Consider the following 23,935-nt stretch of genomic DNA (forward strand, 5'->3'; position numbering starts at 1 on the left):
CATGACCGAGGTTAGCACGCGCCCACATGCTGGCGCAACAAAGGCCCCAGCACGCACCAAGGCAACGCCCTCCCCTGCACCAGTGGCAGTTCAGCCGAGCGACACAACGAGCACCAGCGCTACGTTGATTGTCTTGGCACTGCGCCCCGTCGGCGAGAAATTCAACGGAAACCGTGTTGAGCGCGCCGAAGAAGCAGGCTTCAAGCGCCTGAGTGGAAAACCGTCCAACCCCATGGGCTGCGCCTGCCCCGACACAGGTCAAGAGATCGCGCGCTTTGTAGTCGACAGAGAAGCCGAGATGCATGGCCAACTCAAGGAAATGCAGCTCCACGTCGATCCAGAGGGATGCGCTGTTTGGTACAGGGCTGGCTCCATGCTCATGGAGATGCTCGAAAAATACTGCATCCTGATCAATGCAAGCCTCTGTGATGGCATGGGAAAGTGCCTTTCAAGCGAAGCTCGTACAGCGGTTGCCGAGCACATCAATGCCGCCATTCAGCGGCGGCTCAGTATGGACTTTGATGCCAAGCGGATCGAGATGCCCGGGGGTGAATTGCGAGACACCACAGAACTGTCCTTTGTATACACGACCAGACGCAAGGCGGGCAGCGGAAAAAAGGTTTTCGAGAAAACCCATTTTGGTGTTCCAGCCCTGCACTACCACGAGGGCCGGGCCGCAGGCATGCGAGCTGCCGTTGAGCTGGTTCAGTTTTACCAAAACCACGCAATTGAAAATCCCGGCCTAAATTTCATCCTGCGTGATGCGCTGGCTGGAGCGTCCATCTTTGGTGACTATGACAATGCAAGCACCAGCAATATCACCATTGGATTTCTTGAAATCATCACAGAACTGGTGAAGTTTGCCAGCCGCCATGTCAGCAACTTGAATTGGGTAGAGCATCGCATCCAGGCAGCCGAGCAAGCCCATCTTCAATTGACTGAGCAACGCGAGAAAGAAAAGCGTGAGCTCATCGAGCGTCTGCGCAAGGGGCGTGAGGCTGCCAAGGCGAAGCGCTTGGAGCAAGGGCACCACGATAAGGCGGGTCACCATGCCTGACCGCCTCCCCACCATACCAAAGCCCGGCAGCCTGGTGGCCCATGCGCTGGGCTTGATCCGCCAGCCCGCAGTCCAGGACGCTCGCACGGCGCTGGGCACGGCACCGCGCCTTATCGACTTCGACCTTTGGATTGATGAGCACCAGGCCCTGGCCTACCGGCTCATGCACATCACCGTGAAGAGCACAAGGCAACAGGGGAACACCCACGTTACCAGCGCTACCGCTGATCAGGTTCTGGGGCAGTTGATAGATCATGCTCGCCTGATCACGAACAAACCACGCCCTCTCTTGGTGGCCAAAGACGGAGTCCAAACGATTCCCTATGAGCGCTTGACGGAAGCCCAGGCCAAGGTGCAGGTGCTGCTGGCCGAGAACGCTGAGCTGCGCGCAGAGCTCGTGCTGCACAGAGCCAATCAGTTTGGAGAACTGCTGCGCAGGGGCAAACAACGATGACCACCGATGCCATTGCAACCCCGTTTCTGACGGCAGCCGAGGTCGATGAGCTGTGTGCCCCACTGACACAGCGCCACGCCCAAAACCGGAGCCTCTGCATCCTGCTAGGCGTGGCGTCTCTGCCTCGTCGCCCTGACGGCCTGCCACTGGTGGGCCGCAAGCTGATCGAAGAGCGCCTGAACAAAACCGGTGACTATCACGCACCGACCGGTTTCAACTGGAGCAAGTGATGGGACGCAAGCGAGATCGGGCCTCGGGCTTCGGCCTACTGCCGCGCATGGAGGCACGCCCCCACGCAGGTGGCGACAAAGTGACCTACCGCTACCACCCGGTGGGCGGCAAGCCCATAAACCTGGGCCAAGACAAACGTGCTGCCATCCAGAAGGTGCTGGACATGAACAGCTCCAGCAGTGACACCGGTACGCTGAACGAGCTGTGGCGGGCCTACCAGGAGATGCCACAGTGGACGCGCCTAAGTGAGCGTACCAAGAGCGACTACGCCGCCTACAGCGTGAAACTGCTGGAGGTCATGGGCAAAGTCTCTGCCCGGCTGATCCGGCCCACCGACATCGCACGCTACCTGCGGGTGGAGCGTGCCGATGCACCGGTGCGCGGCAATCGGGAAATCGCCCTGCTGTCGAACCTCATGAACGTAGCCGTCGAGCGCGGCGACATCGACGTGAACCCCTGCAAACAGGTGAAACGCAATCAGGAGCGCCCCCGCACCGAAGCACCAGAGCCAGTCGATTTCATGCGATTCGTCTCGTGGCTTGGAAATCAGGGGCAGCAACGCCTGGTGATCGCCCTGATGGCCGAGTTCGCCGCTCTGGCGGGTTCGCGTCGAGTTGAGTTCCTGCACCTGACCCTGCCGCAAATCGACAGCGAAGGCAGCGTGATCCGGTTGATGCGCGCCAAGCAGCACGGTGGCACCAAGCGAGCAGAGAACGTGACGATCTCGCCGGCCATGGCAGATCTGGTGCGCAGACTGCGCGCCCTGCCCCGGCCCGATGAGTGCCTTCACGTCTTCACAACCCGCGACGGCAACCCCTACACAGACAGCGGATTTACTTCGACTTGGCGACGAGCAATGGCCCAAGCGCTGGAAGAAAAAGTGATCAATCGCCGCTTTACCTTCCACGACCTGCGGGCCTACTACACCACCCAACACAAGGCCCAGTACGGGGCATTGCCAGAGCTGCATTCTGACGCCAAGACGACAGCCAAGGTGTATGACCGCTCCCGAATTTCTGTGCGCAAAGGGCTTGGATAGCCCCTTTTTTTGGTGGGAAGATGCCCCGGCAAAGCCGCGCAGGAGAGTGGCTGAAAAAACTCAGAAATTCCCACGGATGGGCTTGTAAGCCGCGATAATGCTTGAATGTGCCTCGGACTCTTAATCCGTAGGTCGAGTGTTCGAGTCACTCAGGACCCACCACCACTTCAAAGGACTTGGCTTTCAGCCAAGTCCTTTTTTCGTTGCCCCCCTGAAAAGTCTGCCCCCTACGGCAAAGCACACACTATGAACCCTGACGCCCACCTCTTATGGAAGGCTCCCCGTTGGGCACTGGCCTTTTTGCTGGCCTTGCTGGGCATGCTGGGCCCCTTCTCCATCGACACCTACCTGCCCGCATTTGCCGGCATGGCACAGGCCCTGGGGGCCACGCCAGTGCAAATGCAGCAAACGCTGTCTGCATACCTGTTTGGCTTTGCTTTCATGAACTTGTTCCATGGTGCGCTGGCCGACAGTTTTGGCCGCAGGCCGGTGGTGCTCTGGGGCATCGCCATTTTCACCCTGGCATCAGCGGGCTGTGCGTTGTCCCAGAGCATTGGCCAACTGGTCATGTTTCGCGCACTGCAAGGCCTGTCCACCGGTGCAGGCATCGTCGTATCCCGCGCGGTGATTCGTGACATGTTTCCGCCAGCGCAGGCGCAGAGGGTGATGAGCCAAGTCACGATTTATTTTGGCATTGCCCCGGCCATCGCTCCAATGGTGGGCGGATGGCTGTATGTGCATACCGGCTGGCACAGCATTTTCTGGTTTCTGACGCTGGTGGGCGCAGCGCTGTGGCTGGCCAACTACCGGCTGCTGCCCGAGACACTGCATGTACAGCAACGCCAGCCCTTCAACACCCGACACCTGATGCGGGGCTATTGGCAATTGGGCTCCAGCGCACGTTTTGTGCTACTGGCACTGGCCAGCGGCATCCCTTTCAACGGCATGTTCCTGTACGTGCTGGCGGCACCGGCATTTTTAGGCGACCACCTGGGACTGGAGCCGGGGCAGTTTTTCTGGTTTTTTGTGATGACGATCTCGGGGATCATGGGCGGCGCGTGGCTGAGCGGCCGTCTGGCCGGGAAAGTCGCACCCAAACACCAAATACGCCACGGTTTCGTGATCATGCTGACAACATCGGCGCTGAACCTGATCGCCAACGCCTTGTTTCCAGCCCATGTCGCCTGGGCTCTGTTGCCGATTGCGATTTTTTCTTTTGGCTGGGCCTTGATGGTGCCAGTCGTCACACTGCTGGTACTGGACTTGTACCCAGAGCGGCGCGGGATGGCATCCTCCATGCAAGCCTTTATCGGCTCCACTGCCAACGGGTTGGTGGCTGGTGTTGTCGTACCGCTGGTCATGCACTCCACCCTGCTGCTGGCGACAGCGTCGCTGTGCATGCTGGGCATCGGCCTTGTCGCCTGGTTTTATCTGCACCAGCGTTGGCCCGAGATTGGCCGGACCAACACATTGCATTGAGATCCAGAACACCGCTCTGCGGGTTGGGCAACCAACAAACCGGAGCAAGCATAAAAAAACCGGCCACTTGGGCCGGTTTTTCTTACGCCACAGCGCGATTAGCGCGCAGGACGTGCGGGACGTTTGCGTGCATCGTGCGGCACGAAAGGCTTGCCTGCACCAGCGCCTGGCTTGGAGAAAGCGGGCTTGCGGGGTGCGAAGTCGCCACGGGGGGCCGCCTCACCACGGTGGGCAAAGTCACCACGGGCGCCACCTTCGTGGCGAGCACCAAACCCTGGGCGGGCACTGTCGCCAAAACCAGGCTTGCGGCCATAGCCTTCACCATCACGGCGGGGCGCAAAACCACGGTCTTCACGCGGCGCACCACCGAAACCACCACCGCCGTTCGGACGATCATCGCCGGGACGGCCTTGCACACGCTGGCGGTCGTTGAAACCACTGGCGCCACCAAAGTTGCGCTCGCGGTCGCCACCAAAGCCACCGCCAAAACCGCCACGGGCACCAGAGCCACCGCCACCAAATTTGCGGCCACCACGGCCACCACCACCAAAGTCGCCTTGTGGGCGGCTACCAGGCTGCGGGAAACGCTGCACCGGCTCCAGGCCCGGAATCACTTCGGACTTGAACTGCTGATGGGTATGGCCTTCGATATCGAAAATCTTGCGACGGTCGCGGAACTCGGCAAATGTGATGGCCAGACCGTCACGACCAGCACGGCCCGTGCGGCCAATGCGGTGGGTGTAGTCTTCGGCCTTCATGGGCAGGCCATAGTTGAAAACGTGGGTGATGGTGGGCACATCAATGCCGCGCGCGGCCACATCAGTAGCCACCAAAATTTGCACTTGGCCCTGGCGCAGTGCCATCAGGCGGCGGTTGCGCAAGCCTTGGCTCAGGGCACCGTGCAGCGCCACTGCGCTAAAACCTTCTTGCTGTAGATCAGCCGCCAATCCGTCGCACTCAACCTGGGTGCTGGCAAAAACAATGGCTTGGTTAATGGAGGTATCGCGCAACCAGTGATCCAGCATCTTGCGCTTGTGCTGTGCGTTGTCGGCCCAATACAAAACTTGCTTGATGTTGACGTGCTTCTCGTGGGGAGCGTCGTTCTGGATCTTCTTGACCGACGAGCCGTTGTCGTGCATGACGCGCATGGCCAATTGCTGGATGCGCGGCGCAAAGGTGGCACTGAACATCATGGTTTGCTTGCGCTGGCTGGTCAGTTGGTTGACTTCGGCCAGATCATCGGAAAAGCCCAGATCCAACATGCGGTCGGCTTCGTCCACCACCAGAAACTGAACCTTGTCCAGCTTGATCTGCATGGAGCGCTGCAAGTCCAGCAGACGGCCCGGGGTGGCTACCACCAGGTCAGCGTTTTGCAGCTTGGCAATTTGCAATTGGTAAGGCATGCCGCCCACCACGTTGGCCACGCGCAAACCACGGGTGTGCTTGACCAGATCAATGGCGTCGTGGGCCACTTGCTGCGCCAACTCACGCGTGGGGCACAGAATCAGGGCACCGGGGGTGGCTGCCTTGAAGTTGCGCGCGTTGGTGGGGTCTTTGCGCTTGGCACGCTTGGGCGGGGCTTCGCCACGGGCAAGTGCTTCGGCGGCGGCTTGCTCGTACTCGGCGCGGGATGCGGCTTCGGCTTCGGCCATTTGGCCAATCAGCGTGTGCAGCACTGGCAGCAAGAAGGCGGCGGTTTTGCCGCTGCCGGTTTGGCTGGAAACCATCAAGTCGATGTAGCGGCCGTTTTCGCCACCAGCACCCATGGCCAAAGGAATGGCCTTCAGCTGTACGGTGGTAGGTTGGGTGTAGCCCAGATCGGCCACGGCTTGCACCAGCTCAGGGGCCAGGCCCAGTTCGATAAAGCCATTGGGCTCGACGGTGACGGCCTCGGTGGATTCGACGGTGTCGATCACGGAAATATCAGCAGCAAAAGATTCAGCAGGCGCGAAGTCGCCCTGCACTTGGAAAGTGTCGGTCATATTTTTCTCACACGAAAACGGTCGCAGGCGCAGCCTGCGATGGCTTCGTCAATGGTTAAAAAACATCAACCATCAAACGAAACCTGCACGGGCATGGGGCCGGTGCGGCTGGGTATTTGTTGCAATAACAGGGCGGTTGCCGTGGCAAGCCCTGAAATATTGCAGACCCGGTGTGTGAAGGGAGATGCGCAAACTGCATGGCGTATGCAATGCAGCACGAGATTATGACACTAATGCGGGTTTTCCCGCAAGACCCTACACTGCAAGCAGCCGTGCGCGGTAATGCGCCAGTTCGTCAATCGACTCGTACACATCGGCCAGCGCCGTGTGCTTTTGTGCTTTCTTGAAGCTGGAATAGGCCTCGGGTTTCCAGCGCTTGGCCAGCTCCTTGAGGGTGCTGACATCCACGTTGCGGTAATGCAAAAACGCCTCCAGCCTGGGCATGTAGCGGGCGAGGAAACGGCGATCCTGGCCAATGCTGTTGCCGCACAGCGGCACCTTGCCCTTGGGCACATACTTTTTCAAAAACTGGAGCAGCTCTTCTTCGGCTTGCGCTTCTGTGGTGGTGGAAGCCTTCACTTTGTCGATCAGGCCGCTGCGCCCGTGCGTGCCTTTGTTCCAGGCATCCATCTTGCCCAGCAGCTCGTCGGACTGGTGGATGACCAACACGGGCCCCTCCACGCGCGGCTCCAGTTGCGGGCCCGTGATCACCACGGCAATTTCAATGATGCGCTCTGTCTCCGGGTTCAAACCGGTCATTTCACAATCCAGCCAGACCAGGTTCTGGTCGGATTTGGCAAGCAATACGGGGGGGATTGGGGGGATTTCTGGCATGGGCGGCATTGTCGCTGATGCCCTACACTCGCCCGACATGCCTGCTCCTACGCCCGATTTTTTCTCGCCCTCGCTGCTCCTGACCCTTGTTTTTGTCGCCACGCTGGTGCTCGGTCTGGTGCTCAAATTCTGGCTGGCCACGCGCCAGATACGGCATGTGGCACAGCACCGCCAGCAGGTGCCTGCCCGCTTTGCCCCCCACATTGCACTGACTGCACACCAGAAAGCGGCCGACTACACCATCGCCAAAAACCGCTTTGGCCTGCTGGAGATGGCGCTGGGCGCTGCCGTCTTGCTGGGCTGGACGGTTCTTGGCGGGCTGGACTGGCTCAACCAGCTGCTGCTGGAGGCCATCGGCCCCGGCATGCCCCAGCAAGTGGCGCTGCTGGCCAGCTTTGCGCTGATCAGCGGCCTCATTGATCTGCCCAGCACGCTGTACCAAACCTTTGTGCTGGAGCAGCGCTTTGGGTTCAACCAGACCACACCGCGCCTGTGGCTGGCTGATCTGCTCAAGTCCACCCTGCTCTCGGCCCTGATCGGCCTGCCACTGGTCGCGCTGATTTTGTGGCTCATGGGCAGTGCGGGCACGCTGTGGTGGCTGTGGGCCTGGGGCCTGTGGATGGGCTTCAATGTGCTGCTGATGGTGATTTACCCCACCTTCATTGCACCGCTGTTCAACCAGTTCAAGCCACTGGAAGACGCCGCGCTCAAAGCGCGCGTCACGGCGCTGATGCAGCGCTGCGGTTTTGCCGCCAAGGGCCTGTTTGTGATGGATGGCAGTCGGCGCAGCGCCCACGCCAATGCCTATTTCACCGGCTTTGGTGCCGCCAAACGGGTGGTTTTTTACGACACCCTGCTGAACCAGCTCACCCCCGGCGAGGTGGAAGCCGTGCTGGCCCACGAGCTGGGGCATTTTCACCACCGCCACATCCTCAAGCGCATGGTCGGCCTGTTCGCCCTGAGCCTGGCCGGCTTTGCCCTGCTGGGCTGGCTGTCCACGCAGGCCTGGTTTTATACCGGCCTGGGTGTGCGCCCCAGCCTGACGCTGCTGCTGCCCGATGCCCCCGGCGGGCCCAACGATGCGCTGGCGCTGCTGTTGTTCTTGCTGGCCGTTCCGGTGTTCACGGTGTTTTTGACGCCTTTGTTCACGCAGCTCTCCCGCCGCGACGAATTCCAGGCCGACGCCTACGCCATGGCCCAGACGCACAGCGCCGATCTGGCCACGGCCTTGCTCAAGCTCTACCAGGACAACGCCTCCACACTCACCCCCGACCCGGTGTATGTGAAGTTTTACTATTCCCATCCACCGGCCAGCGAACGGCTGGAACGCATCCCTTTTTCCGCCACTACACCATGACAATTTTTAAGCAAAAAGACTGGTCAAGCCAGACCCGGCGTGCGCTGACAGCTACAGAAATAGAAGCAAATCTGGCCCTGCTCAAAGGCTGGACACTGGACACCCACAGCGCACCAGCGACCCTCGAAAAGACCTACCGCTTCGCCAATTACTACGAAACCATCGCCTTCGTGAATGCGCTGGCTTTGGTGGCCCACATACAAGACCACCACCCTGACCTGTCGGTGCATTACGACCGCTGCGTGGTGCGCCTGAATACGCACGACGTGGGCGGCATCTCTGCCACCGACTTTGATTGCGCAGCCCGCTTTGACGCACTGCTGACCTGAAATGACAGAGCGCAGCACGCCCACAGAGGGCCTGGTGGTGGCCAGCCACGGACGCCACTGTGTGGTCGAAACCCCCGACGGCCAGCGTCGCATCTGCCACCCGCGTGGTAAAAAAAGCCAGGCGGTCGTGGGCGACCGCGTGCTGTGGCAGGCGGCCCCCGCAGGCCAAGGCCACGAGGGCACGATCGAAAAAGTGCTGGAGCGGCGCAATCTGTTCTACCGCCAGGACGAGATCCGCACCAAGTCGTTTGCGGCCAACCTGGATCAGGTGCTGATCCTGATTGCCGCAGAGCCGGTGTTTTCCGAAAGCCAGCTGGCGCGCGCGCTGATTGCTGCCGAAGCGGCCCACATCCGGCCCCTGATCGCCCTGAACAAAACCGATCTGGTGGAGCCGTTTGCCCGTGCCTGGGAGCGCCTGCTGCCCTACCGGCACATCCGGGATGCAGACGGTAGCCCCCACTATGGCGTGTTGCCGCTGTCGCTGACCGCCTCGGGCGATGCCGATCGCCACTTGCTGCTGGAGCATTTGCAGGGCAAAACCACCCTGGTGCTGGGCCCTTCAGGCTCGGGCAAAAGCACGTTGATCAACCTGCTGGTGCCGGGCGCCACCGTGCTGACGGGCGAAATATCGCAGGCGCTGAACTCGGGCAAGCACACCACCACCAGCACCGCGCTGTACTGGGTGGATGCAGAACGCACCACGGCACTGATCGATTCGCCGGGGTTTCAGGAGTTTGGTCTGCAACATATCGCCCCCATGCAGCTGGCCGGCTGCATGCCCGACATTGCAGCCCACGCCACGCAGTGCAAGTTCTATAACTGCACCCATCTGCATGAACCGGGCTGCGGCGTTCTGGATGCAGTCAAAAACGCCCCTGAGGCCCACGGAATCAGCGCTAACCGCTATAAAATATATAGCGATTTATTTGCCGAACTGGGCCACACCCGCTACTGACGCAGCCAACGCCACCGCCCTACCCCAGCAAGCGGGCCAGCGTCAGCAGCGCCAGCAGCAGCAACCACACCACCACCGAGCGCCACACCAGGCCGACCACGCTGCGCAGGTGCCCCACCTCGGGCTCACGGCCCGGGGTACTGCCGCCATCGCCGCTCTCGGCATCATCCTCAAAGCCCTGGGAAGCCAGCCACTCCACCCGCGCCCTGAGCGCCTCGCCGCCCAGGCGCACGTTGATGGCCCCGGCTGTAGCAGCCAGCACCACACCATCGTTGTCGTTGGGAAAACGCTGGGCATGAAAACGCCAGCCCTCAATCGCTTCTTCAAAGCTGCCCACGACGGCAAAGCACAAGGCCGTAAGGCGCGCAGGCAGCCAGTCCACCGCCGTCCATGCCGTCGCAGAAGCCCGCTGCAAAGCGACACTGGCCGTTTGCGTGGCAATGCCACGCTGGCGCTTGCAGTAGCGCGCCATGAACTCGGCCATGCGGTAGAGCACCGCCCCCATGGGCCCCATGCCAAACGCAGCCAGCACTGAAAACCAGGCCAGTACGCCAAAAACATGGCGATGTGCAGCAAGCACCGAGTACTCGATCACATGGCGCACGATCTCGCTGCGCGGCAGATCACCCACATCCACCTGCTGCCAGCGCGCCAGCAGCTCACGGGCACGGTCTTCGTCGCCCTCTTCCAAGGCATCGCGCAGGCCGGTGAAATGGTGGCTGAACTGGCGAAACCCCAGCGTGAGGTACAGCACGGCCACGTTCCACAGCACGGCAAAAGGCCAACCCAGGCCCCACAGCAGCAGCCAGTGCACTGCCAACGCCAGCAGCGCTGGCAGCACCACGGCCAGGCCCCAGGCCACCCAGGCGTGGTGCGGCTTGCCCGCATCGAAATTGCGGCTCACCGACAGCGACCACGCGCGCAAACCCGCATGCACCGGATTGCTGCGTGCCAACGGGCGCGCCTGCTCGATCAGCAAGGCAAACAGGATGGCAAAGAAACTCATGGAGACGAATGATACCGACCCCCTACACCCCACCGCCCGGGCGCTGGCTGCGTGTGCGCCCTGGACGGGATCAGGCGCGCAAAAAGCGGTAAAAGTTGCGCAGCATGCCCGCAGTGGCGCCCCAGATGTAATGGTTCTTGGGGCCGCTTTGGTAGGGCATGGAAAACCACTCGCGCCGCACCCCTTGCCATTCAAAAACATGGCGCTGGTGGTGTGCCGGGTTAAGCAAAAAGGCCAGTGGCACCTCAAAAATATCGGCTACTTCGTGCGGATTGGGACGCAGCACGCAATGCGGCTGTACCAGCGCTACCACCGGCGAAATGATGAACGACGAGCCTGTCACGTAGGTAGGCAGCGAGCCCAGTACCTCGACAAAATGCGGCTCCAGACCGACCTCTTCATAGGCCTCGCGCAAGGCGGTGTCGGCGGGGCTGGCATCTTCGGGGTCAGCGCGCCCCCCCGGAAAGGCCACTTGCCCGGAATGGGTGGACAAGTGCGCAGTGCGTTCGGTGAGCAGTACGGTGGGCTGCTCGCGCAGCACGATGGGCACCAGCACCGCAGCATGTGCCGGTGATCGGCTGGAAAAGCTCTTCTCCTGCACCACCTCGGGCTCCCAGGCGGGCGGCGCAGCAAAGCGCTGGCGCAGGGCCTGCGGCGTGGTCTGCGACGGTGCCACGCGGGGCAAATGCCTGTCCACCCCCACCACGGGAACATGGCGCGGGTCAAAATCGGGCAACGAGGACAGCGATGCCAATGAAGAAGGGGCTGGCGCAGAAGTCACGGCGATGCTCTGAAAAAAAGAAAAAGCCGCTACAGGCAAATGCTGTAGCGGCTGGGGCGCTCAAGGCAGTGGCGCTTTATGCGGCCACGGCAGCGGCAGCGGCCGCCTTGTTGACGCGCTGTGGCAGCTTTTCCTTGATACGTGCCGACTTGCCGCTGCGGTCACGCAGGTAGTACAGCTTGGCACGGCGCACATCACCACGGCGCTTGACTTCGATCTTGGCGATCAGGGGGCTGTAGGTCTGGAACGTGCGCTCCACGCCTTCGCCGTTGGAAATCTTGCGCACGGTGAAGCCGCTGTTGATGCCGCGGTTGCGCTTGGCAATCACCACGCCTTCGTAAGCCTGCACGCGCTTGCGCGTGCCTTCCACCACGTTCACGCTCACGATGACCGTGTCGCCAGGGCCAAATTCGGGAACAGTTTTGTTGAGGCGGGCGATTTCTTCCGCTTCCAGGGTCTGGATCAGGTTCATTTTTGCATCCACCGATCATGTCCGCGCCATCATTGGCATTGTCGGGATTGACGTTTGGGCCTTGTGCAAAACAAGGCGGCCGGCCAGAGGATCGAAAAGCCCGCGATTATAGCTTTTCAGGCAAGGCGGGCCAGCGCAGCCTCATCCAAGGGCGCCAGATGCCCGGCTGCGCGCGCGGCGGCAATCAGGTCGGGGCGGTGCTTGGCCGTGGTAGCCAGGCGCTGGTCACGCCGCCAGCGCTCAATGTGGGCGTGGTGGCCCGACAGCAGCTCGGGCGGCACGGTGCGGCCATTCCATTCTTCCGGGCGGGTGTAGTGCGGACAATCCAGCAGACCATCGAGCGCTGGGTTGAAGCTATCGAGCTGGTGGCTGCCTTCGTCATTCAGAACGCCGGGCTGTAGCCGAGCCACCGCGTCCAGCAGCGCCAGCGCGGCAATTTCGCCGCCGGAGAGCACAAAATCGCCCAGACTGAGCTGCACGTCCACGTGCGCATCGATGAAACGCTGGTCAATGCCCTCATAGCGCCCGCACAGCAGCACCGCGCCTGCACTGGCAGCCCAGTGCGCCACCACACCGTGCTGGATGGGAGTGCCGATGGGCGAAAAAAGCACCAGTGGTGCCTGCGTATCAGGGGATTCTGCGCGGTCGGCGCGAATGGCGGCCAGGCAACGCTCCAGGGGTGGCGCCATCATCACCATGCCGGGGCCACCGCCAAAGGGGCGATCGTCCACGCGGCGGTAGTTGCCCTCGGCGTAGTCGCGCGGGTTCCACAAGCGCACATCCACCAGCCCCTGCGCGTAGGCACGGCGGGTCACGCCGCTGGCCAGAAACGGCGCAAACAGCTCCGGAAACAGGGTAATGACGTCAAAGCGCATAGTGCAGCGGGGAAAGGAACAGCAACGATCAGTAGTCGGGCTGCCAGTCCACGGTGATGCGCCGCTCGGACAGCTCCACCTTGTCCACGAAAGCCGAAACGAAGGGAATCATGCGCTCTACGGGTTTTCCGTCTTGCTCGTGTGCCAGCACCAGCACAGTTTGCGGGCCAGTGGACATCAGATCACGCACCTGGCCCAGCACCACACCTTCGCGGTTGACCACCTCCAGACCGATCAGATCGACCCAGTAATACTCATCGGCCTCGGCTTTCGGAAAGTCAGCGCGCGGCACAAAAATGCGCGCGCCGCGCAGCGCTTCGGCCGCATTGCGATCGTCAATGCCCTGCGCCCAGGCAACGATGGTGTCGGAGTGCGGGCGCACCTGGCGAATCTCCAGCAACGCGGTGCCGCTGAAGGTACGGGCACCTTTTTCGCTCGGCTGCACATACCAGCGCTTGGCAGCAAACAAAGCTTCGGGGGCGGCGTTGTGCGACAGCACCTTGAACCAGCCTTTGACACCCCAGGCATCGGCAATGCGACCGACTTCAATCGCATCTGCGGGCAGCTGGGCAGGCTCCAGCTTCAGTTCAGTGGACATGGTGGAAAAAATAAAGACGTCAGGCAAAAGAAAAAGCGGGCTTCGTCAGTGGACACCGACGAAACCCGCCTTGGTCAGACAACCAGAATCAGGCAGCCTTTTTGGCAGCTTGCTTGATCAGGCGCTCGACGGTGGGGGAGGTTTGTGCGCCCACGCCAGTCCAGTAAGTCAGACGGTCTTGCGCAATGCGCAGGCCTTCTTCGCCACCCTTGGCGGTGGGGTTGTAGAAGCCCAGACGCTCGATGAAGCGGCCATCGCGGCGCACGCGCTTGTCAGCAACGACGATGTTGAAGAAAGGACGGCTTTTGGAGCCGCCGCGGGAGAGTCGAATGACGACCATGATTTATCCTTCGGGTGGTAGGCCAGCGACGCGCACTGTGCCCATGAGTTCGCAGCGTTGAGACACGCGACATGACCACCCGGCCAGCGACACGCTGCAAAGCCGCCGATTATAGCCACTTCCCCTGTTATGACCACCACCGTCCGCGCAAGCCAGGAGGCCGATATCACGGCCATCACCGCCATTTACGCCCACCATGTGCTGCACGGCACCGGCACCTTCGAGATCGACCCGCCCGGCAGCGCCGACATGGCCATGCGCCGCGCCGACGTGCTCGGCAAAGGGTTGCCCTACCTGGTGGCGGAACAAGCAGGGCAAGTGGTCGGTTTTGCTTACTGCAACTGGTTCAAGCCGCGCCCGGCGTACCGTTTTTCTGCCGAGGATTCGATCTACGTGGCCGACAGCGCACGCGGCCAGGGTGTGGGGCGCCAGCTGCTGCACGCCCTGGCGTGCCAGGCCGAGGCCGCCGGTGTACGCAAGCTGCTGGCCGTGATTGGCGACAGCGCCAACGCTGGCTCCATCGGGCTGCACCGCGCGCTGGGCTTTACCGAAGTGGGCGTGATGCGCTCGGTGGGCTGGAAGCACGGCGCCTGGCGCGACATCGTGCTGATGGAAAAACCCCTGGGCGCTGGCGACAGCACGGCACCCGAATAACGCCACCGAGCCGATTACATATAAAAATAGCCTCCAGCGCTTGTGCAGCAAGCGCCAGAAGCTATTTATTTAATAGCACGCCAGGGTTACTATCAGAACAACTGCAAACTGACCCAGTAAGCAATAGCGGCCACAAACGCGCTGGCTGGAATGGTCAGAATCCAGGCCCAGACGATATTGCCCGCCACGCCCCAACGCACGGCGCTGGCGCGCTGCGTAGAACCCACACCCACAATGGCGCCCGTGATGGTGTGCGTGGTCGATACCGGAATGCCCAGCATGGTGGCCAGGAACAGCGTCATGGCACCACCCGTTTCAGCGCAGAAACCACCTACCGGCTTGAGCTTGGTGATCTTCTGGCCCATGGTCTTGACGATGCGCCAGCCACCAAACATGGTGCCCAGGCCGATGGCCGCATAGCAAATCACAATCGTCCAGGTCGGTGGCGAGGTATCGCTGGCCGAGGTGTAGCCCGTGGCAATCAACAGCAGCCAGATGATGCCGATGGTCTTTTGTGCGTCATTGCCGCCGTGGCCCAGGCTGTAGGCGCCAGCCGAAAGCAGTTGCAGGCGCCGGAACCATTTGTCCACCCCGCTGGGGCGTGCCCGGCGAAAAATCCAGGCCACCGCCACCATCATCAACGAGCCCAGCGTGAAGCCCAGCAGCGGCGAGATAAAGATGAAGGCCACGGTTTTGAAAATGCCCGACGCCACCAGCGCACCAGCGCCCGTTTTGGCAATCACGGCACCCACGATGCCGCCAATCAGTGCGTGCGATGAGCTGCTGGGGATACCGTAGTACCAGGTAATCACATTCCAGGTGATGGCGCCCACCAGCGCACCAAACACCACGTGCGTATCCACCACCCCAGGCTGGACAATGCCTTTACCGATGGTGGCCGCCACGCTGAGGTGGAACACAAAAATCGCAATGAAGTTGAAAAAGGCAGCAAACACCACGGCCTGACCCGGCTTGAGCACCCCGGTAGAGACCACCGTGGCAATCGAATTGGCCGCGTCGTGAAACCCGTTCATGAAGTCGAACAGCACTGCCAGCGCCACCAGCAATACCACGACCCACAGGGCTGTCTGTACGGTTTCCATCAGTGAACCGTCCCGTCAAAATCAGGAGTTTTCGAGGACGATGCCCTCGATCAGGTTGGCCACGTCTTCACACTTGTCGGTGATGGTTTCCAGCAGCTCGTAAATGGCCTTGTGCTTGATCAGCTCGCGCACATCGGGTTCTTCACGGAACAGTTTGCTCATGGCACTGCGCAGCACGCGGTCGGCATCGTTTTCCAGGCGATCGATTTCTTCACAGGTCTTGAGCGCGGCTTCTGCCGTGGCGGGGTCGGCCAGCTTGTCCAGCAGCTTGACCGCATCGCGCAGGCGCTCGCAGCATTTGACGCTCAGGTCGGTCAGGCGCGTGATCTCCTCGGTCATGTGGTGTATGTCATACAGCGCCATGGTTTCCGCCGAGTCCTGGATCAGGTCGGCCACATCGTCCATGGCGTTGATGAGCGAGTGGATCTGCTCACGGTCAATCGGGGTGATAAAGGTTTTGTGAACGGCCTTGTTGACTTCGTGGGTCACGCGGTCGGCGGCGGCCTCTGCTGCGTCCACCTCCTGGCCGTATTTTTCGCGCAAATTCAGATCGCCGTAGTGGGCCACCAGTTGTTCAAAAGCACGCGCTGCCTCGACGATGCGGTCGGCGTGCTGGTTGAACATTTCGAAAAAATTACCTTCGCGCGGCAACAGTTTGCCAAATAGCATGGGGGCTCCTAGGGAGGAATCAGAACAAGATGGTTACGCAGCCATGACAAAAATATGTCAAATGCGTGAAGGCCGGGAGTTTAACCGTGCGCTTCAATCTGTATCTGGGGCGGCGTCTGCGGCCGCGTTGCGCTGGCGCAGTTGCTCCAGTTTGTCGGCGATCTTGATCTCCAGGCCGCGGCGCACAGGCTGGTAAAAGCCAGGGTCGGCCATGCCGTCGGGCAAGTAGCGCTCGCCAGCGGCAAAACCACCCTCCTCGTCGTGGGCGTAGCGGTAGCCCTTGCCGTAGTCCAGCGTTTTCATCAGCTGCGTCGGCGCGTTGCGCAGGTGCATGGGCACGGGGCGGGTGCCATCTTGCTCCACCCAAGCGCGCGCGGCGTTGTACGCCTTGTAAACGGCATTGGACTTGGGCGCCACCGCCAGATAAACCACGCACTGCGCCAGCGCCAGCTCGCCCTCGGGGCTGCCCAGGCGCTCATAAACCTCGGTGCAATCGAGCGCCATGCGCAAGGCGCGCGGGTCGGCCAGGCCGATGTCTTCGCTGGCCATGCGCACCAAGCGGCGCGCCAGGTAGCGCGGCTCGGCGCCGCCGTCGAGCATGCGCACCAGCCAGTACAGCGCGGCGTCAGGGTCAGAGCCGCGCACCGATTTGTGCAGGGCGCTGATGGTGTCGTAGAACTGCTCGCCGCCCTTGTCGTAGCGGCGCATTTGCTGGCCCAGCACCTGCACCAGCCAGGCGTCGGTGATGTCGGTGCGCTGCTGCTGCGCTGCTGCCATGCCCAGGGTTTCCAGCGTGTTGAGCAGGCGCCGGGCGTCGCCATCGGCGTAGGCCACGAGGCGGTCTATTGCTATGCTTTCAATAGCTGGTAGCGCTTGCTGCGATTGGGCCAGAGCCACAATTTGCTTCAAATCTTCGCCCGACAGCGGTTGCAGCACATACACCGCCGCGCGCGACAGCAAGGCCGAGTTGACCTCGAACGACGGGTTCTCGGTGGTGGCGCCAATGAAGGTGAACAGGCCGCTTTCGACGTGCGGCAAAAACGCATCTTGCTGGCTTTTGTTGAAGCGGTGGACTTCATCCACAAACACCAGCGTGCGCTGCTGCATGAGGCCATCGCGGGCGTTTTCGGCCAGTTGCACGGCCTCGCGGATGTCTTTGACGCCGCCCAGCACGGCGCTGATGCTGATGAACTGCGCATCGAACGCCCCGGCCATCAGCCGTGCAATGGTGGTTTTGCCCACGCCCGGCGGCCCCCAGAGGATGCAGCTGTGCGGCCTGCCCGACTCGAACGCGAGGCGCAGCGGCATGCCCGGCCCAAGGATGTGCTGCTGGCCGATCACTTCAGCCAGGCTGCGCGGGCGCAGGCGCTCGGCCAGGGGTGGCTGGGCGGCGGTGCTCATACGCCCTGCCCTGGCCCAGCGCCGCCACACCCTGCCCGCACGTTCATGGCTTGAGCACGTCGGCCCCGGCGGGCGGTTTGAACTGGAAGGCGGTGGCGGGCAGCGCCGGGTTGTTCTGCACGTTGGCAAAGCGGATGAGTGAGCGCTGACCAAAGCTGTCCAGAATATCCAGTGCGGCCAGTTGACCGGAGGCAAAACCCACGCGCACGCTGTGCAGTTGCCCGTCTTTGGCCTTGGGGCGGGCCAGCACCCACTGCACACCGTCCTGCTCGGGCGCCGTCTCCAGCGTGAACTCGGCGCGCAGGGCTTTGAGGTCGGGCGCGGCAGCCAGCAAGGCGGCGGGGGTGCTGCCCAGCGCCTGGGCCTGGGGGCGCTGGGTGACCTGGTTCAAGTCCACGTCGTACAGCCACAGGGTGCGACCATCGGCCACGATGGTTTGCTCGAACGGTTTTTGGTACACAAACTTGAAGCGCCCGGGCCGCTGGAACTCAAACGTGCCACTGCTGGTTTTGCTGCGCGCGACCTGACCGTCCTTGGCAGGCGCAGTCACCACCTGGGTGAAATCGGCGCGGCCCGTTTGTGTGCCCTGCAAGAAAGAATCCAGGTCTTTCAGGGCATCAGCCCACGCCAGCTGGGCGCTTGCAGCTATCAAAACAGTAGTCAATATCTTTTTCATGCAATGCTCCATAGGGGGCCGCAGAACCGGCGCTGCGGTGGCAGGCTATTCGCTGCGCGCGGGCACCAGCACCTCGCGCTGGCCGCTGCTGGTCAGGGCGCTGACCAAACCCGCGTTCTCCATATCTTCGAGCAAACGCGCCGAGCGGTTGTAACCAATGCGCAGTTTGCGCTGCACGTAAGAGATGCTGGCCTTGCGGTCTTTGAGCACCACCTCCACGGCCTGGTCGTACAGAGGGTCTTTTTCGCCGCCCTCACCACCGCCCTCGCCTGCGGCGTCGCTGTCGCCATCGACCACGCCGCCGTCGAGCACGCCGTCGATGTAATCGGGCTCACCCTGGGATTTGAGGTAGCTGACCACACGGTGGACTTCATCGTCGGACACAAAAGCGCCGTGGACGCGCACCGGCAGGCCGGTGCCGCTGGCCATGTAGAGCATGTCGCCCATGCCCAGCAGCGCTTCGGCGCCCATCTGGTCGAGGATGGTGCGGCTGTCGATTTTGGAGCCCACCGAGAAGGCAATGCGCGTGGGGATGTTGGCCTTGATCAGGCCCGTGATCACGTCCACGCTGGGGCGCTGCGTGGCCAAAATCAGGTGGATGCCCGCAGCGCGCGCTTTTTGTGCCAGGCGGGCGATGAGTTCTTCGATTTTTTTGCCCACTACCATCATCAGGTCGGCCAGCTCGTCGATGACGACCACGATGTGCGGCAGCCTGTCCAGCGGCTCGGGCGATTCGGGTGTGAGGCTCAGGGGGTTGTAGATGAACTCCTCGCGCGCGGCGGCCTCGTCGATTTTCTGGTTGTAGCCCGCCAGGTTGCGCACGCCCAGCTTGCTCATGAGTTTGTAGCGGCGCTCCATCTCGGCCACGCACCAGTTCAGGCCGTGGGCAGCCTGTTTCATGTCGGTGACCACCGGCGCCAGCAGGTGTGGAATGCCCTCATAGACCGACATTTCCAGCATCTTGGGATCGATCATCAAAAGGCGCACATCGCAGGGGTCGGCCTTGTAGAGCAACGACAAAATCATGGCGTTGATACCCACCGATTTGCCCGAACCCGTGGTGCCCGCCACCAGCACATGCGGCATCTTGGCCAGATCGGCCACCACCGGGTTGCCCACGATGTCTTTGCCCAGGCCCATGGTGAGCAGGGAGGGGGCATCGTGGTACACCTGCGAGCCCAGCACCTCGCTGAGCTTGATGGTCTGGCGCTTGGCGTTGGGCAACTCCAGCGCCATGTAGTTTTTGCCGGGAATGGTCTCGACCACGCGGATGGACACCAGACTGAGCGAGCGCGCCAGGTCTTTGGCCAAGCCCACAATCTGCGAACCCTTCACGCCCGTGGCAGGCTCGATCTCGTAGCGCGTGACCACCGGGCCGGGCATGGCGGCCACCACGCGCACTTCGACGCCAAAGTCCTTGAGTTTTTTCTCGATCAGGCGGCTGGTCATCTCCAGCGTCTCGGGCGCCACGTTTTCCTGGCGCGGGGGCGGGCTGTCCAGCAGCGTCACCTGGGGCAGGCCGCCCAGGCTGCGGCTGGACTCTGGTACGGCGCGCGCTCTGGCGGGAGCGGGCGCGGGCGCCGCAGCGCCGGGGCGCGCCGGGTCGGCCAGGGGTGCATCGTGCAGCACGGGGTCGGTAAACACTGGCTCGGTGCGGATGGTTTCCGCACGCGCTGCTTTGGCGGGGGCGGCCTTGGCAGGGGCCGGTGCAGGTTGGGGCCGCGCGGGTTCGACCTGCGGGGGTTCAATGATTTGCAGCGGCTGGGGATGGTGCTCTTGCAGCTCGGTGCGCTCTTCCTGCACCACTTCTTCGCGCAGGCGTGCTGCGCGCTTGCCTTCGGCCAGGTCTTTGGCTACTTCGCGGCGCAGGCGCCCAAACTGCACCAGCGCGTCCAGGCGGGCGCCCAGGGCCTCGGCCACCTGGCCCCAGGAGAAGCGGAACACCAGCGCCGCGCCCACCACGGCCAGCACAATGCCGACGATGCCCGAGCCGGTAAAGCCCAGCCACTTCATGGTGGCCGGGCCCAGGGTGTAGCCCAGCACACCGCCCGCGTGGCCGGGCAAAAGCGTCTCAAAGCGGTACATGCGCGACCACTCCAGTGCGCAGCTGGCGCACAACAGCAGCGCCAGCCCGGCCCAGAACAAGGCCCGGCGCGCCAGCACATCGGGCACTGGCAGCGCCGCAGCAGTGCCCGCTGCGCCACCGCGCATCCAGTGCGCCAGCGATCCCAGCCAGACATACACACTGACGGCCACACACCACCACACGGAAAAGCCCAGGGCAAAGTAGCTGGCATCGGCCAGCCATGCGCCCAGGCGCCCCACGCGGTTGCGCACCAGTGCGTCGCCTGTGCCGGAGGTGGACCAGGCCATGTCTTGGGGAGAGTAGCTGAACAATGCCATCAGCCAGAAAACCAGGGCCAGCAAGCCCACCACCAAGGCCACCTCGTGGCCAAAACGGGCCACGCCGATGCGCAGTGCAGACTTGCCAGGGGGAGAAGCGTTCAGGGTATTGAAAGAGTAGGTCATGGGCGTGCGGGCGAAGCTTACCCCAAGCACTCCCTGCAAAACCCGGCAGGCCCCCTGCCCGCCGCTGCCAGCGCAGCGCTTGCAACACCTGCTTGCAAAATGGGGCCGCCTTGGCCTCACATGGCCCTTTTCCACGGCGGCCATGCCTGGGGCCAGCACCGGCCAGCAGCAGCAGTTGGTTAATACTTGCGGTTTTGGAACGCGCCCCGGCGCACTTTCAGCGAGTCTGCACCATGTCCACCACCACCCACGCCAAAGTCCTCATCCTCGGCTCCGGCCCTGCCGGCTACACCGCCGCCATCTACGCCGCACGCGCCAACCTCAACCCGGTGCTCATCACCGGCATGGCCCAGGGCGGGCAACTCACCACCACCACCGAGGTGGACAACTGGCCTGCCGACGTGCATGGCGTGCAAGGCCCGGCGCTGATGGAGCGCTTTTTGCAGCACGCCGAACGCTTCAAGACGCAAATCATTTTTGACCACATCAACCAGGTCGATTTCAGCCAGCGCCCCTTCACGCTCACCGGCGACAGCGGCACCTACACCTGCGATTCGCTCATCATCGCCACGGGGGCCTCGGCCAAGTACCTGGGCCTGCCCTCTGAAGAGGCGTTCATGGGCCGGGGTGTCTCGGGCTGCGCCACCTGCGACGGCTTCTTCTACCGCGACCAGGACGTGTGCGTGGTCGGCGGCGGCAACACGGCGGTAGAAGAAGCCCTGTACCTGTCCAACATCGCGCGCAAGGTCACGCTGGTACACCGGCGCGACAAGTTCAAGGCCGAGCCCATCCTGATCGACAAGATGATGGAAAAAGTGGCAGCCGGCAAGATTGAGCTCAAAACCTTCTTCACACTGCAAGAAGTGCTGGGCGACCAAAGCGGCGTGACCGGCATCCGCATCCAAAGCACGCAAGACGGCAACACGCAGGACATTGCACTGCAAGGCTGCTTTATCGCCATCGGCCATGCGCCCAACACCGACATCTTCCAGGGCCAGCTGGCGCTGGAAAACGGCTACATCGTCACGCAGGGCGGGCTCAAGGGCTTTGCCACGCAAACCAGCGTGCCCGGCATTTTTGCCGCTGGCGACGTGCAAGACCACGTTTATCGCCAGGCCATCACCAGCGCCGGCACAGGCTGCATGGCCGCGTTGGACGCCCAGCGTTTTCTGGAGCAAGGCGCTGGCGCCTGAGCGCAGGCTATAATCTGCGGCTTTGCCAAAACTGGCTGCGCTCTTTTGGGGGCGTTTGAATCAGGGCCCTGGGGCAGCTTGGGGCTACAGGCAAATTCGGGTTACCGCCACCCTTCAATGGCGAGGTGAGGCCACCAGCGCTGCTGGGGGCCGTTCAAAATATCGGAGTGTCCTCATGGCACGCGTATGTGAAGTCACGGGCAAGAAGCCCATGGTCGGGAACAATGTTTCCCACGCCAACAACAAAACCAAGCGCCGGTTCCTGCCGAACCTGCAATACCGCCGTTTCTGGGTTGAGAGCGAAAACCGCTGGGTGCGCCTGCGTGTTTCGAGCGCTGCCCTGCGTTTGATCGACAAGAACGGTATTGAATCGGTGCTCGCAGACCTGCGTGCACGCGGCCAGGCTTAAGGAGAACCACCATGGCAACCAAAGGCGGACGCGACAAGATCAAGTTGGAATCGACTGCAGGCACGGGTCATTTCTACACCACCACCAAAAACAAGAAGACCATGCCCGAGAAGATGCTGATCAAGAAATTTGATCCCAAAGCTCGCAAGCACGTGGACTACAAGGAAATGAAGCTGAAGTAATTCAGCGCATTGCCCGCAAAAAAACCGCCCGGCGCAAGCCCGGCGGTTTTTTTGTGCACGCAGGGGGCCTGCCCTGCTCCCTCACACCGGCTGGGCGGCGCGCAAGCGCAGTGAGAACTCGCGCAGCGCCGTAATGCCGCTGGCCTCGGCACGCTGGCACCAGGCCTGCAAATCGGCGGTGAGCTGCTCGCGCGAATGCGAGGTGTTGAGCCACAGCTGGCGCAGTTCCTCGCGCATAGTGACCATCTGGTCGAGCACCGGGTGGGCCGCACGCACCTGGGCCAGGTGTGGCAGTACCGCACGCGGCACCTGCTCGGTATCGCGGTGCAACCAGCGCCTTGCCGCCCGCAGCACCGATACATCGGCCTGGCGCGCCTGCAACGCCGCCATCTCGTCCTGGCAGGCCTGGCGAACGCCGCGCGCATAACCGGCCATGACCTCGTAGCGGTGCGCTATCAACGCCTCCAGGGTTTTTTCATCGGCCACGGGCTTGATGGCGCCCAACTTCAGGCGTGGCGCCACCTTTTTCACGCTGGCCCAGCCCAGCTTTTGCAGCAGGCAGATATAAGTCCAGCCCAGATCAAACTCGTACGGCTTGACCGAGAGCTTGGCCGATGTGGGGTAGGTGTGGTGGTTGTTGTGCAGCTCTTCGCCACCGATCAGGATGCCCCAGGGCGAGAGGTTGGTGCTGGCGTCGGGCGCCTCGAAGTTGCGGTAACCCCAGAAATGCCCCAGGCCATTGACCACGCCCGCCGCCCAGAACGGAATCCAGGCCATCTGCACCGCCCACACGGCCAGACCGGCCACGCCCAACAACGCCACGTCGATCAGCAGCATGAGCGCAATGCCCCAGGAGGCGCGGCGCGTATAGACATGGCGCTCCAGCCAATCGTCGGGTGTGCCGCGGCCAAACTTGGCCAGGGTATCGGGTCTTTCAGCCTCGGCGCGGTACAGCTCGGCACCGCGCCACAGCACGGCCTGGAGGCCACGCGTTTGCGGGCTGTGCGGGTCATCGGGGGTTTCGCACTTGGCGTGGTGCTTGCGGTGGATGGCCACCCACTCGCGGGTGACGATGGAGGTGGTGAGCCACAGCCAGAAACGGAAGAAGTGCGCTGGCACCGGGTGCAAATCCAGCGAGCGGTGCGCCTGGGAGCGGTGCAGAAAAATCGTCACCGATGCGATGGTGATGTGCGTCAGGCCCAGCGCCCACAACACGGTTTGCCACCAGGACAGGCGCAGCACACCCTGGGCCAACCAATCGATGGCTGCGCTTGCGGCAGCCCCCTCAAAAAACAACATACCCTACCAGCCCCCCGGCGCATCGCCGCTA

26 protein-coding genes are annotated in these 23,935 nt (G+C 62.4%); 12 read left to right on the forward strand and 14 right to left on the reverse strand.

Annotated features, from left to right (window positions below):
- Position 1 precedes the first annotated feature (1 nt).
- The 5 genes from PHX69_RS00465 (at position 2) to PHX69_RS00485 (ending at position 4,260) form a co-directional block, all read left to right on the forward strand.
- Positions 2–1,057, forward strand: a complete 1,056-nt coding sequence (locus PHX69_RS00465; RefSeq protein ID WP_288041829.1) for a hypothetical protein — start codon at positions 2–4, stop codon at positions 1,055–1,057.
- Positions 1,050–1,511, forward strand: a complete 462-nt coding sequence (locus PHX69_RS00470) for a hypothetical protein (protein ID WP_288041830.1) — start codon at positions 1,050–1,052, stop codon at positions 1,509–1,511. The genes PHX69_RS00465 and PHX69_RS00470 overlap by 8 nt, the downstream gene beginning before the upstream one ends.
- On the forward strand, positions 1,508–1,741 hold the full coding sequence (locus PHX69_RS00475; protein WP_288041831.1) for a hypothetical protein: 234 nt from the start codon (positions 1,508–1,510) through the stop codon (positions 1,739–1,741). Before PHX69_RS00470 ends, PHX69_RS00475 begins: the two co-directional genes overlap by 4 nt.
- Positions 1,741–2,781: a tyrosine-type recombinase/integrase gene (locus tag PHX69_RS00480; protein ID WP_288041832.1), complete on the forward strand. Its 1,041-nt coding sequence runs from the start codon at positions 1,741–1,743 to the stop codon at positions 2,779–2,781. Before PHX69_RS00475 ends, PHX69_RS00480 begins: the two co-directional genes overlap by 1 nt.
- Positions 2,782–3,027: 246 nt before the next feature.
- Entirely contained in the window at positions 3,028–4,260 is a 1,233-nt protein-coding gene (locus PHX69_RS00485; protein WP_288041833.1) for a multidrug effflux MFS transporter, read from the forward strand.
- 98 nt (positions 4,261–4,358) lie between these two features.
- Here the strand turns inward: PHX69_RS00485 and PHX69_RS00490 are convergent, their stop codons facing one another.
- Both PHX69_RS00490 and orn read right to left on the reverse strand, forming a co-directional pair.
- Entirely contained in the window at positions 4,359–6,242 is a 1,884-nt protein-coding gene (locus PHX69_RS00490) for a DEAD/DEAH box helicase (protein WP_288041834.1), read from the reverse strand.
- Positions 6,243–6,497: 255 nt separating this feature from the next.
- Positions 6,498–7,076, reverse strand: coding sequence for an oligoribonuclease (gene orn / locus PHX69_RS00495; RefSeq protein WP_119011942.1), 579 nt, complete (start codon positions 7,074–7,076; stop codon positions 6,498–6,500).
- A 37-nt stretch (positions 7,077–7,113) separates the two neighbouring features.
- Between orn and PHX69_RS00500 the strand changes: the two genes are divergently transcribed.
- Genes PHX69_RS00500 through rsgA form a run of 3 tightly spaced genes read left to right on the forward strand, consistent with a single transcriptional unit; the run spans position 7,114 to position 9,717 of the window.
- A complete protein-coding gene (locus PHX69_RS00500; RefSeq protein ID WP_241524857.1) occupies positions 7,114–8,433 on the forward strand; it encodes a M48 family metallopeptidase in 1,320 nt (439 codons plus the stop codon).
- The gene (locus tag PHX69_RS00505; protein ID WP_288041835.1) at positions 8,430–8,762 is read left to right on the forward strand and encodes a 4a-hydroxytetrahydrobiopterin dehydratase; all 333 of its coding nucleotides are present in this window, start codon (positions 8,430–8,432) and stop codon (positions 8,760–8,762) included. The genes PHX69_RS00500 and PHX69_RS00505 overlap by 4 nt, the downstream gene beginning before the upstream one ends.
- Position 8,763: 1 nt before the next feature.
- Positions 8,764–9,717 carry a ribosome small subunit-dependent GTPase A gene (rsgA, locus tag PHX69_RS00510; RefSeq protein WP_288041836.1) on the forward strand — a complete coding sequence of 318 codons (954 nt, stop codon included), beginning with the start codon at positions 8,764–8,766 and terminating at the stop codon, positions 9,715–9,717.
- 19 nt (positions 9,718–9,736) lie between these two features.
- On the opposite strand, the gene PHX69_RS00515 is transcribed toward rsgA, so the two are convergent.
- The 6 genes from PHX69_RS00515 to rpsP all read right to left on the reverse strand — a co-directional run bounded on the left by PHX69_RS00515 (position 9,737) and on the right by rpsP (position 13,789).
- The gene (locus PHX69_RS00515) at positions 9,737–10,723 is read right to left on the reverse strand and encodes a CobD/CbiB family protein (protein ID WP_288041837.1); all 987 of its coding nucleotides are present in this window, start codon (positions 10,721–10,723) and stop codon (positions 9,737–9,739) included.
- Between the two features lie 70 nt (positions 10,724–10,793).
- On the reverse strand, positions 10,794–11,504 hold the full coding sequence (locus PHX69_RS00520; RefSeq protein ID WP_374761657.1) for a CoA pyrophosphatase: 711 nt from the start codon (positions 11,502–11,504) through the stop codon (positions 10,794–10,796).
- A 76-nt stretch (positions 11,505–11,580) separates the two neighbouring features.
- The gene (gene rplS, locus PHX69_RS00525) at positions 11,581–11,976 is read right to left on the reverse strand and encodes a 50S ribosomal protein L19 (protein ID WP_119011948.1); all 396 of its coding nucleotides are present in this window, start codon (positions 11,974–11,976) and stop codon (positions 11,581–11,583) included.
- Positions 11,977–12,092: 116 nt separating this feature from the next.
- Positions 12,093–12,851, reverse strand: coding sequence for a tRNA (guanosine(37)-N1)-methyltransferase TrmD (gene trmD / locus PHX69_RS00530; RefSeq protein WP_119011949.1), 759 nt, complete (start codon positions 12,849–12,851; stop codon positions 12,093–12,095).
- Between the two features lie 28 nt (positions 12,852–12,879).
- Complete coding sequence (rimM, locus tag PHX69_RS00535) at positions 12,880–13,449, reverse strand: ribosome maturation factor RimM (RefSeq protein WP_288041838.1); 570 nt, start codon at positions 13,447–13,449, stop codon at positions 12,880–12,882.
- An 88-nt stretch (positions 13,450–13,537) separates the two neighbouring features.
- On the reverse strand, positions 13,538–13,789 hold the full coding sequence (rpsP, locus tag PHX69_RS00540) for a 30S ribosomal protein S16 (protein WP_119011950.1): 252 nt from the start codon (positions 13,787–13,789) through the stop codon (positions 13,538–13,540).
- Positions 13,790–13,918: 129 nt separating this feature from the next.
- Here rpsP and PHX69_RS00545 point away from each other — a divergent pair, with 129 nt between their 5' ends.
- Positions 13,919–14,443: a GNAT family N-acetyltransferase gene (locus PHX69_RS00545; protein ID WP_119011951.1), complete on the forward strand. Its 525-nt coding sequence runs from the start codon at positions 13,919–13,921 to the stop codon at positions 14,441–14,443.
- A 92-nt stretch (positions 14,444–14,535) separates the two neighbouring features.
- Here PHX69_RS00545 and PHX69_RS00550 read toward each other — a convergent pair whose 3' ends face one another.
- The 5 genes from PHX69_RS00550 to PHX69_RS00570 form a co-directional block, all read right to left on the reverse strand.
- On the reverse strand, positions 14,536–15,546 hold the full coding sequence (locus tag PHX69_RS00550; protein ID WP_119011952.1) for an inorganic phosphate transporter: 1,011 nt from the start codon (positions 15,544–15,546) through the stop codon (positions 14,536–14,538).
- Between the two features lie 21 nt (positions 15,547–15,567).
- Positions 15,568–16,215: a DUF47 domain-containing protein gene (locus PHX69_RS00555; RefSeq protein WP_288041841.1), complete on the reverse strand. Its 648-nt coding sequence runs from the start codon at positions 16,213–16,215 to the stop codon at positions 15,568–15,570.
- A 93-nt stretch (positions 16,216–16,308) separates the two neighbouring features.
- Positions 16,309–17,616: a replication-associated recombination protein A gene (locus PHX69_RS00560; protein WP_288041843.1), complete on the reverse strand. Its 1,308-nt coding sequence runs from the start codon at positions 17,614–17,616 to the stop codon at positions 16,309–16,311.
- A 43-nt stretch (positions 17,617–17,659) separates the two neighbouring features.
- Positions 17,660–18,292 (reverse strand): outer membrane lipoprotein periplasmic chaperone LolA, encoded by a 633-nt coding sequence (lolA, locus tag PHX69_RS00565; RefSeq protein ID WP_288041844.1) that lies wholly within the window; start codon positions 18,290–18,292, stop codon positions 17,660–17,662.
- Between the two features lie 45 nt (positions 18,293–18,337).
- The gene (locus PHX69_RS00570) at positions 18,338–20,821 is read right to left on the reverse strand and encodes a DNA translocase FtsK (protein ID WP_288041846.1); all 2,484 of its coding nucleotides are present in this window, start codon (positions 20,819–20,821) and stop codon (positions 18,338–18,340) included.
- A gap of 233 nt (positions 20,822–21,054) precedes the next feature.
- Here PHX69_RS00570 and trxB point away from each other — a divergent pair, with 233 nt between their 5' ends.
- The 3 genes from trxB (at position 21,055) to rpmG (ending at position 22,605) form a co-directional block, all read left to right on the forward strand.
- Positions 21,055–22,014: a thioredoxin-disulfide reductase gene (gene trxB / locus PHX69_RS00575; protein ID WP_288041848.1), complete on the forward strand. Its 960-nt coding sequence runs from the start codon at positions 21,055–21,057 to the stop codon at positions 22,012–22,014.
- Positions 22,015–22,189: 175 nt separating this feature from the next.
- On the forward strand, positions 22,190–22,423 hold the full coding sequence (rpmB, locus tag PHX69_RS00580; RefSeq protein WP_119011957.1) for a 50S ribosomal protein L28: 234 nt from the start codon (positions 22,190–22,192) through the stop codon (positions 22,421–22,423).
- An 11-nt stretch (positions 22,424–22,434) separates the two neighbouring features.
- Entirely contained in the window at positions 22,435–22,605 is a 171-nt protein-coding gene (gene rpmG / locus PHX69_RS00585; RefSeq protein ID WP_119011958.1) for a 50S ribosomal protein L33, read from the forward strand.
- Between the two features lie 81 nt (positions 22,606–22,686).
- Here rpmG and PHX69_RS00590 read toward each other — a convergent pair whose 3' ends face one another.
- On the reverse strand, positions 22,687–23,904 hold the full coding sequence (locus tag PHX69_RS00590; RefSeq protein ID WP_288041850.1) for a DesA family fatty acid desaturase: 1,218 nt from the start codon (positions 23,902–23,904) through the stop codon (positions 22,687–22,689).
- Between the last annotated feature and the right edge of the window lie 31 nt (positions 23,905–23,935).

It is taken from the genome of Simplicispira sp., from assembly GCF_028687295.1.
GTDB lineage: Bacteria > Pseudomonadota > Gammaproteobacteria > Burkholderiales > Burkholderiaceae_C > Simplicispira > Simplicispira metamorpha.

Bases quoted from the DNA above. Each gene is read 5' to 3' on its own strand.
- PHX69_RS00550 (WP_119011952.1), bottom strand. From the start codon at position 15,546: ATGGAAACCGTACAGACAGCCCTGTGGGTCGTGGTATTGCTGGTGGCG.
- rpmB (WP_119011957.1), top strand. From the start codon at position 22,190: ATGGCACGCGTATGTGAAGTCACGGGCAAGAAGCCCATGGTCGGGAAC.
- rpsP (WP_119011950.1), bottom strand. From the start codon at position 13,789: ATGGTCGTCATTCGACTCTCCCGCGGCGGCTCCAAAAGCCGTCCTTTC.
- PHX69_RS00555 (WP_288041841.1), bottom strand. From the start codon at position 16,215: ATGCTATTTGGCAAACTGTTGCCGCGCGAAGGTAATTTTTTCGAAATG.
- PHX69_RS00480 (WP_288041832.1), top strand. From the start codon at position 1,741: ATGGGACGCAAGCGAGATCGGGCCTCGGGCTTCGGCCTACTGCCGCGC.
- PHX69_RS00490 (WP_288041834.1), bottom strand. From the start codon at position 6,242: ATGACCGACACTTTCCAAGTGCAGGGCGACTTCGCGCCTGCTGAATCT.
- rpmG (WP_119011958.1), top strand. From the start codon at position 22,435: ATGGCAACCAAAGGCGGACGCGACAAGATCAAGTTGGAATCGACTGCA.
- PHX69_RS00485 (WP_288041833.1), top strand. From the start codon at position 3,028: ATGAACCCTGACGCCCACCTCTTATGGAAGGCTCCCCGTTGGGCACTG.
- PHX69_RS00465 (WP_288041829.1), top strand. From the start codon at position 2: ATGACCGAGGTTAGCACGCGCCCACATGCTGGCGCAACAAAGGCCCCA.
- PHX69_RS00560 (WP_288041843.1), bottom strand. From the start codon at position 17,616: ATGAGCACCGCCGCCCAGCCACCCCTGGCCGAGCGCCTGCGCCCGCGC.
- PHX69_RS00500 (WP_241524857.1), top strand. From the start codon at position 7,114: ATGCCTGCTCCTACGCCCGATTTTTTCTCGCCCTCGCTGCTCCTGACC.
- lolA (WP_288041844.1), bottom strand. From the start codon at position 18,292: ATGAAAAAGATATTGACTACTGTTTTGATAGCTGCAAGCGCCCAGCTG.
- trmD (WP_119011949.1), bottom strand. From the start codon at position 12,851: ATGCGCTTTGACGTCATTACCCTGTTTCCGGAGCTGTTTGCGCCGTTT.
- orn (WP_119011942.1), bottom strand. From the start codon at position 7,076: ATGCCAGAAATCCCCCCAATCCCCCCCGTATTGCTTGCCAAATCCGAC.
- PHX69_RS00515 (WP_288041837.1), bottom strand. From the start codon at position 10,723: ATGAGTTTCTTTGCCATCCTGTTTGCCTTGCTGATCGAGCAGGCGCGC.
- rplS (WP_119011948.1), bottom strand. From the start codon at position 11,976: ATGAACCTGATCCAGACCCTGGAAGCGGAAGAAATCGCCCGCCTCAAC.
- PHX69_RS00470 (WP_288041830.1), top strand. From the start codon at position 1,050: ATGCCTGACCGCCTCCCCACCATACCAAAGCCCGGCAGCCTGGTGGCC.
- PHX69_RS00590 (WP_288041850.1), bottom strand. From the start codon at position 23,904: ATGTTGTTTTTTGAGGGGGCTGCCGCAAGCGCAGCCATCGATTGGTTG.
- PHX69_RS00475 (WP_288041831.1), top strand. From the start codon at position 1,508: ATGACCACCGATGCCATTGCAACCCCGTTTCTGACGGCAGCCGAGGTC.
- trxB (WP_288041848.1), top strand. From the start codon at position 21,055: ATGTCCACCACCACCCACGCCAAAGTCCTCATCCTCGGCTCCGGCCCT.
- rimM (WP_288041838.1), bottom strand. From the start codon at position 13,449: ATGTCCACTGAACTGAAGCTGGAGCCTGCCCAGCTGCCCGCAGATGCG.
- PHX69_RS00570 (WP_288041846.1), bottom strand. From the start codon at position 20,821: ATGACCTACTCTTTCAATACCCTGAACGCTTCTCCCCCTGGCAAGTCT.
- PHX69_RS00545 (WP_119011951.1), top strand. From the start codon at position 13,919: ATGACCACCACCGTCCGCGCAAGCCAGGAGGCCGATATCACGGCCATC.
- PHX69_RS00505 (WP_288041835.1), top strand. From the start codon at position 8,430: ATGACAATTTTTAAGCAAAAAGACTGGTCAAGCCAGACCCGGCGTGCG.
- rsgA (WP_288041836.1), top strand. From the start codon at position 8,764: ATGACAGAGCGCAGCACGCCCACAGAGGGCCTGGTGGTGGCCAGCCAC.